The following is an 11,386-nucleotide window of genomic DNA, read 5'->3' on the forward strand; positions in this document are numbered from 1 at the left end:
CTTTTGGGCATCAATGACCCGACGCGCGCTTAAGCCGGGTTAATTTTGTGGGAGATTCTGCGGCCGCCTTGACGGGTGCGTTTGCATTTTGTTCTAACGGTGGCTCCCGCCTGGAGCCCTCCCAATGCCTATCAGAGTAGCCACCTGGAACGTGAACTCGGTCCGGCAGCGCATCGACCTGCTGCTGACCTGGCTGAAGGAGTGCCAGCCGGACATCGTCTGCCTTCAGGAGATCAAGTGCGTCGACGAAGCCTTCCCGCGGCTGGAGATCGAGGCGCTCGGCTACAACGTGGTCACGCACGGGCAGAAGACGTTCAACGGCGTCGCCCTGCTCTCCAAGCTCCGGTTCGACGAGACCAAGTCGGGCCTCGCCGGCGACGACGAGGATGCGCATGCCCGCTTCCTCGAAGGCGTGGTGACGCTCAAGCAGGGGGTGTTGCGCATTGCCTGCCTCTATCTGCCCAACGGCAATCCGGTCGGCACCGACAAATATCCCTACAAGCTCAAATGGATGTCGCGGCTTCTTGAGTATTCGAAGGAGCGCCTCAAGGAGGAGGTTCCGCTGATCCTCGCCGGCGATTTCAACGTCATCCCGCATGGGCGCGACGTGCACAATCCCGCCGCCTGGACCGAGGACGCCCTGTTCAAGGCCGAGACACGGGAGAGCTTTCAGTCCCTGCTCGGGATCGGCCTGACCGACGCCTTGCGGGCGGTCACAGATGAGCCCGGGCTCTACACCTTCTGGGACTATCAGGCCGGGGCCTGGCAGAAGAACCAGGGCCTGCGCATCGACCATTTGCTGCTGTCGCCGCAGGCCAGCGACCGGCTCGCCAATCTCGGCATCGACAGCTATGTGCGCGGCTGGGAGAAGCCGTCGGACCACGTGCCGGTGTGGGCGGATCTCGATCTCGAGGCGGCGTAAGCGCCGGTCAGGTGGTGGGCACGCTGCACTTTGCCCACCCTACGGGACCGAGCTACTCCCGGCGGCCCTGCACCCACTGCTCCAGCATTTGCAGGCACATGGCGCGGTCGTCGTCGGAGGCCTTGGCGAAGGCGCGGTTGTAGCTTTCCTTGATCCAGGTCTCCTCGGCCCCGGCGCTGTCCCGGGCCAGCGTCAGCCACATCAGGCCGCGCGCGGCCTGTCGCGGCAGGCGGTCGCCATTGAACAGCATCTGGCCGAGCAGCGCCTGGGCCTGATGCTGGCCCTTCTGGGCAGCGAGGCCGAGCCAGCGCGCGCCGTAGCGGAAATCCTCGCGCGAGGCGTCCGGCGTCTTCAGGTACAGGCGGGCCAGATCGTACTGCGCGTCCGCGTTGCCGAAATAGGACGCGGCATAGGAGAACATCTCCCGCGCCCGCTCCGGATCCGACTTGATCTTCGAGTTCGGAATGCCGCTGAGATAGTAGCGGCCGAGCGCGACGAAGGCGTTGGCCACGATCTGCGCTTGCGGCGCCGAGGGGCTGTCCTCGGCATGCGCGTTGGCGATGCGGCTGAAATATTCGAAGGCGCGCAGATCGTCCTGGGCGACGCCGTCGCCATTGGCGTACATGCGGCCGAGCTTCCACTGCGCGATGGGGTGACCGCCCTCGGCGGCATATTGCAGGGCGCTGAGCGAGGTTTCCTGGGATGCGACCGCCGGCGGAACTCTGGTGCGAACCGTATTCGCAGCCCCCGGCAAGGTGGTCACGACCGGGATGGTCGCATCCTTGTTGACCGGCGCGCCGTCGAAGGCGAGCGCCGGCGCGGCCAGCGCAGCAGCCCCCAACATAAACGCAACTATCGCACGCCTAGATGTCCGCATAGCACTGTTTCTCGTGCGCGCCGCCCGGATGGGTCACCGCCCCCCCGAGCGCTGGTCCAACCTGCTGAGCATACTTCCAGAGCGCACCCGACGTGTGGTTAGTCGCGCGAGCCGCCCATTTGGTCTTGCGCTGGGCGAGCTCCTGGTCGCTCAATTTTACGTTAAGGCTACCGGCGACGGCGTCGATCTCGATGATGTCGCCGTCCTCGAGCAGCCCGATCGGGCCGCCAATCGCGGCCTCGGGCCCGACATGGCCGATGCAGAAACCCCGGGTGGCGCCGGAAAAGCGGCCGTCGGTGATGAGGGCGATCTTGCCGCCCATGCCCTGGCCGGTCAGCGCCGCGGTGGTCTGGAGCATTTCCCGCATGCCGGGGCCGCCCTTCGGCCCCTCGTAGCGGATCACGATGACTTCGCCTTCGCGGTAGGTGCGCTTCTGAACCGCCTCGAAAGCGTCCTCCTCACGGTCGAAGCACCTGGCCGGACCGGTAAACCTGAGGTTGGACATTCCCGCGACTTTCACGATCGCACCTTCTGGCGCCAAATTGCCCTTCAGACCGACCACACCGCCCGTAACGGTGATGGGTTTGTCTGCCGGGTGCACCACGTCTTGGTGCGGATTCCACTTCACGCTCTTGAGGTTTTCGGCGATCGTGCGGCCCGTGACAGTGAGGCAATCACCGTGCAGGAAGCCGTTGTCGAGCAGCGTCTTCATCAGAAGCGGTATGCCACCTACTTCAAACATGTCTTTGGCGACATAACGGCCACCCGGCTTCAAATCAGCGATATATGGTGTCTTTTTGAAGATTTCGGCGACGTCGAATAAGTCAAACTTTATGCCCGCCTCGTGCGCGATCGCCGGCAGGTGCAGCGCAGCATTGGTCGAGCCGCCGGATGCGGCGACCACGGCAGCGGCATTCTCCAACGCCTTGCGGGTGACGATGTCGCGCGGCCGGATGTTGGAGGCGATCAGGTCCATCACCTTCTCGCCCGCGGTCATGCAGAAGGCGTCGCGGATTTCATAAGGTGCGGGGGCACCGGCCGAGTAAGGCAGCGCAAGGCCGATCGCCTCAGAGACGGTCGCCATGGTGTTGGCGGTGAACTGCGCGCCGCAGGCGCCCGCCGAGGGGCAGGCCACGCGCTCGATCTCGTCGAGGTCCTCGTCCGACATGGCGCCGACCGAATGCTTGCCGACGGCCTCGAACATGTCCTGCACGGTGACCTGCTGTCCGCGGAAATTGCCGGGCAGGATCGAGCCGCCGTAAATGAAAATCGACGGCACGTTGAGACGGACCATCGCCATCATCATGCCCGGCAGCGACTTGTCGCAGCCGGCCAGGCCGACCAGGGCGTCGTAGGCGTGACCGCGGACCGTCAGCTCGACCGAGTCGGCGATGCATTCACGCGACGGCAGCGAGGAGCGCATACCGTCATGGCCCATGGCGATGCCGTCCGTGACGGTGATGGTGCAGAATTCGCGGGGGGTGCCGCCGGCCGACGCCACACCTTTCTTCACCGCCTGCGCCTGGCGCATCAGGGCGATGTTGCAGGGAGCGGCTTCATTCCAGCACGAGGCGACGCCGACGAAGGGCTGGTGGATCTGCTCGGTGGTCAGACCCATGGCGTAGAAGTAGGATCGATGCGGCGCGCGCGCAGGGCCTTCCGTCACGTGACGGCTCGGCAGCCTCTGCTTGTCAATCTTCGCGCTCATCGCAAACCAGTTTCCCCGGTCAACCCTTTCAGACCCGAAAAATCAGAGCCAAGATTTGAATCGACCTTGGGATTTTCCGTCGCCGTCGAAGACTGCCGCTGCCCTTAAATCATTAGAGTGATTTTATTCATGTTCGGGTGTGGCCAAAAAGCGGCGCTGATGCGAACGGCCGGGGATGAGGGTTAAAACGCCAATCACTGTTGCTTGAACACAACAATCGTGGCGTGGAAGACACGGATTGTCCTACTAAGATACCCTCGCGGGATGATGATCCACAACTTCCGATTTCACGGCACGGGCAACGCGCCCCGTTTGACGATGAGGCAGTCGGCTGAGTCGACGCCGCCCTGCTGCACCACCGAGCCCCTCTCATGTCCCGGACGCGCAGCGGTTGCGGCGCAGAGCCGGGATCCAGGGCCACACGGCACGACGCAGCGACGTGGGCTCCGGCTCTGCAGCGCATCGTCGCTGGACGATGCTTCGCATCGCCAGGGTGACGCTGCGCTGCGTCCGGGGCACGAGGCGCAGTGTGGCGCATGCTGCCTCCACAGCGTCATTGCGAGCGCAGCGAAGCAATCCAGAATCCCTCCGCGGCAAAATTCTGGATTGCTTCGTCGCAAGGGCTCCTCGCAATGACAGAGCAAGGGGCATCGCCGTCATCCTCCAAATGCCACTGTCATTCCCCGCCACCAGGTCTCGCCTTCGGCGAGCCCGATGACAGGCTCCGGCGGGGAATCTAGGACGCCGCGGCCTCTCGGTTCAATCACAAGCGTCTCGGAGTACTGGATCGCCCGGTCAAGCCGGGCGATGACGGCGCGCGTGTGGTCGCAGACATACGTCCCCATTCTCGCGGCGCGTTTCGCCCGAGCTTTGCTTCGTCACTCGACCCTCTAGATCCAAGAGGGCGCAGGGAAGGCCGGGTGCCGGCTGGCACCCGCGGTCCGCTGCGCGAAAAGCACACGCAGAGAAGACCGCACAGCAGCATACAGGTGAAGCCCAACACACGGCCTTCCCTGCGCAGTGGTTGGACGGCTTATGCCGCGCTCTCCCGGGAGCCGAATTCCTTCTGGCCTCCCTCACCCCAGCGAAAGTCACCGACACCGCGCCGGTTGACGCCAATGCCGCATCCGCCAGGGCTTGACCGTAGCAACGACGGCCAGGACCACACGGTTTTGCCGTACGCGCGGTTCGCCTGCGCCACAGGGTTCGACGGCGTTGTGCACGTTGCCATCGAAATGCTGGCGCGACGAACCTGACAGCGCCGTCCGTCTGCGCGAAACTTTAGGGCTCACGGAGAGCAATCCGCCCTGCCCGCAGCTTTCGCGCCCGACGCTGCCGCGTCCACCGCAAGCCCGGCTCTGCGATCATCACGACACATGATCGCCCCTCAAGGATGAGCCGGGATGGGCGACACATACGCCAATTCCGAATTTCGGTAAAGCGGAATATTTTCGCGAGCTAGGATTGACAGAGGAGCGACACAGCAAAATCCCGTAGCCCGGATGGCGCCACGTCGAACGCAGCGGCGCTCAGGCCGACATCGCTCCCTTGCGCCCGAACGGATCGAGCAGACGGACGATCTCGCAGGCGGCGACGAGACCGACGAGCCAGGCGGCACTGGTCAGCCCAAGGCACGTCACGATGACTGCGGTGAAGGCGCCCTCTCCGCCCAGGAACGGCGTCGCGGCGAGCAGCGCGAGCTCATAGGCCGCATAGGCGGCGACGAGCGTGACGGCCAGCGGCGTGCGGCCCTGCGGCAGCATACGCAGCACCGCGGACGAAATGGCGGTCGACAGCAGCGCGGCCGCGCCGATCGCAAAACCCCAGGCGACGGTGCTGCCGTCGACGGGATAATGCAGCGCGCCGAAGCCGATGGTCTGGTTGACGAGCCAGGAGCCGGTGACGACGAGCAGCGCCGGGCGTAGCGGCAGCATCGCCGCCGCGACGACGGCAAAGGCCGCGAACGGTGTTGCACAGGCGAGCGCGAAGCTTGCGAGCGCGCATGACGCCGTCAGCAGCGCAAAGCAGACCATCGGCGCAAGGCGCGGCGTCACCGGATGAAGCAGCAGGCGATCGGCGTGAGACGGCTGGATGCTGAGAGCCATAAGTGATCTCCTTCTATTCGAATTCTAGACCATTTGGGGACGTGTGACAGCCCTATCGACGTCAGAACGTGGCGCCGGCCTTGAGCAGATAGCTGCGGCCGGGCAGCGGATAGGCGCTGAAGCGACCGTCGGTAAAGGTGCTTGCGACTGCATAGTCGTAGTAGAGCGCGTTCAGCAAATTGTTGACGCTGAGCGACCAGAAGTACCGTTCATATTGACCACTGAGCTTGAGGTCGATCGTGCCATTGGCAGGGATCGGCTTCTGAGTTCCCGCCTGGTCGTTGTCCATGCGACGCTCGCTCCAGAACCGCGCGGTGGCGTCGAGCACGACATAGTTCTGCCAGATGTTCCAGGTGAGGCCCGCACTCGCGGTGTAGCGCGAGACCAGCGGCACGTCATTGCCGGCCCAGATGCCCTCTCGGAAGACAGCCCTCGTATAAGCCGCGCCGGCGCGCAAGAGCAGAGCGTCGTTGACGCGATAGGAGACACTGGTCTCCGAGCCGAAACGGCGGGTCGGATCGAGATTGGTGTTGTAGAACAGGATTGGATTGAAATGGATCTCGTTGGTGAGGTCCATCAGATAGAGACTGCTCTGCATCTGAAGACCGCCTCCCTTGATACGCAGCCCAGCCTCGGCATCCTGCGAGGTCTGGGTCTTGAGCTGGAACGTTTGCGGCAGCGGATTGAAGAAGGGGTCGAATGAGGGTCCCGACGACACCCGCTCGTCGACGTCAGGCGTGCGAAACGCCCGCGCGGCGCGGCCGAACAGCGAGACCATGTCGCTGAGGCGATGCTCGGCACCGAGGTGCAGTGCATATTGAGTCTCGTCGCTCCTGAGCGGGAGCGCGCCGATGTCGGCGTTGAACGGAGCCGTCGGATCAAAATTGTCACGTGCCGACAGACTGATGGTCTGCACCCGCGCGCCATAGGAAACGTCGGTCGCCGACGTCACACCCAATGTGTGCTGAAGATAGCCTGCAACCGTCTGCTGCCTGAGGTCGTAATTGTGCCAGGCGGCGAGACCCTGGCCGGCGCCGCGGTTCTGCTGAAAGCTCGAATCGTAATAGTCGATGCCGGTCAAGAGCTGCGACGGCATTCCGAGCAGAAGGCTCTTCACGCTGAGCCGCGGCGTGATCGACCACGTCGTCAGATCGGCGTCGACATAGGTCGAGGTGAAGAAGGCGGGCACCGGCGTCGGACTGGAGAAGAATGCACTCTGCTGCCTCTTGTCGCGCATGCCGCCGTCGACGATGAGATCGACGCCGTTCACCAGGGTTTTTGTGAAACCCGCTGTCGCGCCAAAACCTTGCTGGTTGGCATAGTTGAAGGGCGTGCTGGTCGCTCGCCGGTTGGTCGCGAGCTCATCGAGGCCGATCGAGGGATCGACGGTGCGGCCGCCCGGCAGTCGCAGTTCCTGATTGTCGCCGGTCACGGTCAGGAAAGCAGTCAACCCCGGCGTCGTGTAGTTCAGATTGCCGACACCGTTCTCCTGGGAATAGCGATTGTTGTCGCGATAGCCATCGGTCTTGACGGTATTGCCGTAAAACGAGGTCGACCACGGACCGGAATTGAGCGATGTCGAGACGTTGCCGAGCCTGGTGTTGAACGAGCCGAAGCCGGCCTCGATGCGCGCGGCCATGGGCGGTCTGCCGACGCCGTTCTTGGTGATGATGTTGATGACGCCGCCGACCGCATTGTCCCCATAGAGCACCGCACCGGAATTGCCGCGCGTGATCTCGATACGCTCGATGGAATTGAGCGGGATGGTAGCAAGGTCCACCTGCGCCATGTCGATGTCGTTCAGCCGTCGTCCGTTGACCAGCACCAGCGTGTTGGCGGTTGCGAACGCGCCGAAGCCGCGCAGGTCGACACTGGTCTTGGCGCCGATCGGACCGCCATAGAACGTCGTGATCTGGGCGCCCGGTACTTGCGTCGAGATGATCTCGGCAAGCGTCTGCGACGGCGCATGGGCGATGTCGGCGGCCGTGATGACGCTCGTGGCGGCGCCGACGATGCCTCCATTGTTGCTGGCCGCCTCGCCGCCAGAGCCGGACGAGCCGGCCCCTGTCGGCGCGCCGTTCGGCATCGCCCGGCGCCTCCCCGTGTCGCCATCGCTGCTCGCCCTGGCACGCGTGCGGTTCTGATCGTCGGGCCTGGTCACTTCGACCGGTGGCAACTGCTCGGCGGCAGTCTGGGCGCGGGCGCCCCTCATATTGAGGACAACAACGGGAATGATGAAGCTGGACGCCAGCCAGGCCGTGCGACGGCACCGGACGGCGGCGGAAACGGAAGACATGCGAATAAAACCTCGGCAGGACGTCAGTGGCACGTCACAGCGAACGAGGTTTCACGACGGAGCGATCGATCGCTCCGGTGAAGCTAATGTCTGTACTCCCCGACCGACATCTTCGCGTGTGACCACGGCTGACGGCAGGTCTCCTGGCTCGCGGGTCGTGACCTCTCCGTCGCCTTCCCAGGACCGAGATTCCCAGTGGCATAGGACGAGAGATTCGCCGCTTACAGTTGCGGGGGCAGCCATGGCATTGAGAAGATCCCGGCGTTGGGAAAATCTCGCACCACGTTCCCTTTTGATCTCCGTGAGGAGAACCGTCGTGGATCTTTTACGAGTCGTGCAGCCCGGGAGTCAATCGGCCGGTTGCATCTGGCAGCGACAACTCGCCGCTACCGGTGCGTCCCGCAAGCAGCGGCCCAGCAGCTACGTCCGCCCTCGCGGGCGCTGGGCCTGCGCCCAAGCGACGGCGACGTCGCGTGGCGGAACATCGATGCGCTTGATCGGCGTCAGTTCGCCGGAGGCAGAGACGATCGCGGTCTCCTCGCGGCGGCAGCGCCGACACACGAAACGGACCTCACGCGGGAATGCCGACCAGGTTGAACGTTTGACGTTGGCAGCCATCGGCCAAGCGTCGCAATGCGAGCACGACACCAGGAGGCGGCCGGGATCGAGCATACCCATTCAATCGGACTCCACGTCCTGCCCGCTTCCTTCAATGATTGATCCAAGTGAATCGTTCCGGTGCCTGGGCACCGCCGACGGCCTCCTGTCTTTTGGCGCGTCGTCAGCGACTTTGGGTGCGTCGCTCCCGACCTTCGCACGCATCAAGAACTCAGCGAGCCCCCTTGAGGGTGCAGGAGGTCGTGCAGGTGACCGTGGTGCCGTGATCGCATGACTTGCAGGCGCTGACGCACTGGTTCATGTCGCGAGGATTGTAGCTGTAGTTTCGCATCGGGCAGGTCGACGTCGAGCCGGTGATGTCCTGCTCCTGATCGCAGGCCGCCGTCATGAGCGCGAATATGATCACTGCAACGAGGCGCATGGGATTGCCCGTCAAACATGGCAAGTGACACTCGCGAGGCGCGCTGCATCGCAACGAGCCCCGGCCTTCCCACCGCGAGCCATCGCCAATCAGTGACGCCCGCATGCGTCTGAGAATGCGCGCCAAATGTTAAGAACGGATTGCAGTCGGCCTCAAGCAGCAGCGCTGGTCGCGATCGCCTGCCGCATATCCACTGCCAGCTGGCGGTACTGCTCGGCGAGCTTCAGATAGAACTCGCGCTTGGTGCTGTCGGTGGCGAGCTTGGCGATCAGCTCGCACTCGGCGGAGAGCGTCTCGAACCGTTCGAGCCTGTCCTCAAGGTGTGTCATCGGCGTGTCCCCATCTGACGCCTCAGGGGCGTCGAGCCTAAGCCCGGGAAATAGGTCACGGCGAACATCGTTATGGAGTAGAATCGTTTTTTCCGTTCGGCGACGCCGGACGGCAGGCAATGCTATTTCTGCTCCAGCCGCCAGGCGCCGTCCCAACCCTCGTCCGGTGGGTTGACCTCGAACTGCGCGATGCGGCCGAGCAGCGTGCGCGAGGGACCGTCGCCGGGGACCGCTTCGAGCGCGGCGTTGAAGGCGGCGCGGGCATCGTCGAAATGCCCGGCGCGATAGGCATCGAGACCTTCGGCATAGAGCGTGCGCAGGCGCGCTTGCGCATCGGTGAGTGCGCCGGCCCTGCCCATCACCTCGAAGACGGCCTGCGGTGCGCGCTGGCCCGCGACCGCGAGCCGATCGATCTCGCGCAGTTCGAGGTGTGAGCCGATCGCATCCGCCGTTGCTTGCGAGATCAGGATGCGGGTGCCGTAGGCCTTGTTGGCGGCCTCCAGCCGCGAGGCGAGGTTCACGGCGTCACCCATCACGGTAAAGCTCATCATCAGCTCGGAGCCGATGCTGCCGGTCAGGACCTCGCCGGTGGCGATGCCGATGCGCAGATCGCACAGCGCCGGCATGGCACGGATGCCGAGCAGATCCGGCAGCTGCTTCTGGAGCGCGGGCACCTGATCGGCCATCTCGATGGCGGCAAGGCCGGCGAGCATCGCCTGCTCGTCCTCCTCGATGAAGGGCGGGCCCCAATAGCACATGATGGCATCGCCGATATATTTGTCGATGATGCCGCGATTGCTGCGGATGGGGCCGGACATCACCGTGAAATAGTGGTTCATCACCTTGACGAGGCCGCGCGGGGTCACGCCCTCGCTCATCGAGGTGAAGCCGCTCATGTCGCAGAACATGATGGTCATGACCCGGCGCTGGCCGTCGATGGCGACCTCCGGCCGGTCAATCAGGCCCTGCACCACCTTCGGGTCGATGTAGCGGCCGAAGGTCTCACGGATGCGCTCGTTGTGCCGGAGCTGCTCGATCATGCGGTTGAAGGCCGCGGCAAGCTCGCCGATCTCATCCTGGGTGGAGACGGTAATGGGCTTGTCGAACCGGCCCGCCTCGACCTCGCGGGTGCCGGCGAGCAGCAGCCGCACCGGGCGCGTGATGCCGCCACTCACCAGGAGCGCAAAGGCAAATCCAACGATCGCTGCGAGCAAGGTCACGATGCCCGATACGATGATCGCCTGGTGCTGGTGGCTGATCACCTGCGACGTGCTGAAGAAAACCTGCGCCAGCATGTCGGCGCGGATCGCATCGATCTTCTGATTGAACTGGTCGCGCAGCACGTCGATGTGCTCCAGCGTGCCGCGGGCCTCCGTCATCTGTCTGGCATCGACCTGCTTGACCAGCTTTGCGTGGTCCTCGGTCAGATCGCGGCGCAGCTCAGTGACGGCGGTCTCGATGCGGAGCTCGATCCGTGCCAGGGCGGCATTGTCGGACGGCGTCCTGGGATCGTTGATGATGGCGTTGATGAGCGTGCGTGCGCTCTCGGCCTCCTCCTCGATCCTGCGGTCGGTCTGCTCGAACTCGCGCACGCGCGCCGCATAGGCCTCCTCGTCCGACGGCGACTGCATCTTGGTCATGACCATGCGCCGCAGCGCCAGCGCACGCTCCAGCGAGCGGATGTTGGCGCGCGCCAGATGGCCGTAGGCCGGGATGTAGCGGTTGGTCAGCTCATCCAGGAGGACGCCGACCTTGCTCGACATCACCATCGACAGGATCGAGGTGACCAGCATCAGGACGATCAATCCGAGGGCGATACCGACAATCTTGCGCCGGATCGACTGGTTGAAAATCGGCATAGGTGCAGGGCAAAGGCTGAAAGGATGAAGCGAGGGAACTCAATACACCGGATTTAGCCATGGGAACACGCGCAATCTCGCCTTTCTGACGCCGTGAGCCGTACGCAACCGTCGCGCGAGCCCCAATCGTTAACAAAGGTTAAACACGCTGCCTTTTCCGCTATTTCGGAAGTTCCCGAGTTCCCATCCGTATTTTGCCGCATTGTTGCGAGAGCGTGAGGAATGCGAAACGATGTCATGACATCGTTTGG

At 64.0% G+C, this 11,386-nt stretch carries 9 protein-coding genes and 1 riboswitch; of the genes, 1 reads left to right on the top strand and 8 read right to left on the bottom strand.

Annotated features, from left to right (window positions below):
- The first annotated feature begins 124 nt into the window (after positions 1-124).
- Positions 125-922: an exodeoxyribonuclease III gene (xth, locus tag BLV07_RS12795; protein WP_091885559.1), complete on the top strand. Its 798-nt coding sequence runs from the start codon at positions 125-127 to the stop codon at positions 920-922.
- Positions 923-974: 52 nt separating this feature from the next.
- Here the strand turns inward: xth and BLV07_RS12800 are convergent, their stop codons facing one another.
- From BLV07_RS12800 to BLV07_RS12840, 8 genes are all read right to left on the bottom strand, one after another.
- Positions 975-1,799 (bottom strand): tetratricopeptide repeat protein, encoded by an 825-nt coding sequence (locus BLV07_RS12800; RefSeq protein ID WP_091885564.1) that lies wholly within the window; start codon positions 1,797-1,799, stop codon positions 975-977.
- A complete protein-coding gene (gene ilvD, locus BLV07_RS12805) occupies positions 1,786-3,507 on the bottom strand; it encodes a dihydroxy-acid dehydratase (protein WP_091885569.1) in 1,722 nt (573 codons plus the stop codon). The genes BLV07_RS12800 and ilvD overlap by 14 nt, the downstream gene beginning before the upstream one ends.
- Before the next feature lie 1,529 nt (positions 3,508-5,036).
- On the bottom strand, positions 5,037-5,612 hold the full coding sequence (locus tag BLV07_RS12820) for a hypothetical protein (RefSeq protein WP_091885577.1): 576 nt from the start codon (positions 5,610-5,612) through the stop codon (positions 5,037-5,039).
- A 61-nt stretch (positions 5,613-5,673) separates the two neighbouring features.
- On the bottom strand, positions 5,674-7,908 hold the full coding sequence (locus BLV07_RS12825; protein WP_091885582.1) for a TonB-dependent receptor: 2,235 nt from the start codon (positions 7,906-7,908) through the stop codon (positions 5,674-5,676).
- A gap of 116 nt (positions 7,909-8,024) precedes the next feature.
- A riboswitch (cobalamin riboswitch) is annotated at positions 8,025-8,239 on the bottom strand.
- A gap of 89 nt (positions 8,240-8,328) precedes the next feature.
- Positions 8,329-8,586, bottom strand: coding sequence for a hypothetical protein (locus tag BLV07_RS12830; RefSeq protein WP_091885584.1), 258 nt, complete (start codon positions 8,584-8,586; stop codon positions 8,329-8,331).
- A 151-nt stretch (positions 8,587-8,737) separates the two neighbouring features.
- Positions 8,738-8,947 (bottom strand): hypothetical protein, encoded by a 210-nt coding sequence (locus tag BLV07_RS12835; RefSeq protein WP_091885589.1) that lies wholly within the window; start codon positions 8,945-8,947, stop codon positions 8,738-8,740.
- A 152-nt stretch (positions 8,948-9,099) separates the two neighbouring features.
- Entirely contained in the window at positions 9,100-9,276 is a 177-nt protein-coding gene (locus BLV07_RS47480) for a hypothetical protein (protein WP_164934897.1), read from the bottom strand.
- 122 nt (positions 9,277-9,398) lie between these two features.
- Positions 9,399-11,135, bottom strand: coding sequence for an adenylate/guanylate cyclase domain-containing protein (locus tag BLV07_RS12840; protein WP_091885592.1), 1,737 nt, complete (start codon positions 11,133-11,135; stop codon positions 9,399-9,401).
- Positions 11,136-11,386 lie beyond the last annotated feature (251 nt).

This window comes from Bradyrhizobium sp. Rc2d (genome assembly GCF_900099855.1).
Lineage (GTDB): Bacteria > Pseudomonadota > Alphaproteobacteria > Rhizobiales > Xanthobacteraceae > Bradyrhizobium.